General features: G+C 38.7%; 1 protein-coding gene. It reads left to right on the plus strand.

What is annotated here, in order from left to right; translation table 11 throughout:
* Positions 1 to 7: 7 nt before the first annotated feature.
* Positions 8 to 439 carry an IS200/IS605 family transposase gene (tnpA, locus tag LJE11_RS19270; protein ID WP_161276736.1) on the plus strand — a complete coding sequence of 144 codons (432 nt, stop codon included), beginning with the start codon at positions 8 to 10 and terminating at the stop codon, positions 437 to 439.
* Positions 440 to 519: the final 80 nt, after the last annotated feature.

Raw genomic sequence — 519 nt, forward strand, 5'->3', positions numbered from 1 at the left:
AAAAGATATATTTAATATAGATAAAAACAAACTTTCATATGGTAGGGGATATGTCTATTCCTTGCAGTATCATCTTGTCTGGTGTACAAAATACAGAAAAAAGGTTTTAAAAAACGGAATCGATACAGAATGCAAAGAAATGTTACAGAATCTTGCAGAAGAATATAAATTTCAGATCCTGGCAATGGAGGTGATGCCGGATCATATCCATCTGCTTGTGGACTGTAAACCTCAGTTTTATATTTCAGATATGATCAAGATCATGAAAGGAAATCTTGCACGCCAGATGTTTCTTGCGTATCCGGAGTTAAAAAAGGAACTGTGGGGTGGGCATCTGTGGAATCCGTCTTACTGTGCCATAACGGTCAGTGACAGGAGCAGAGACCAGGTGCTTGCCTACATCGAAGGACAAAAGGAAAAAGAAAAGAAAAAAGCCTGACAGAAGAAATGATTTGTTGGAGGAAAAGAGATGCAGACCGTATCCAGCTATGGCGTAGAATTACGAAAACAGAATATCCC

Origin of the sequence: Blautia sp. DFI.1.216, from assembly GCF_020594215.1 — a bacterium.
GTDB lineage: Bacteria > Bacillota > Clostridia > Lachnospirales > Lachnospiraceae > Blautia_A > Blautia_A wexlerae.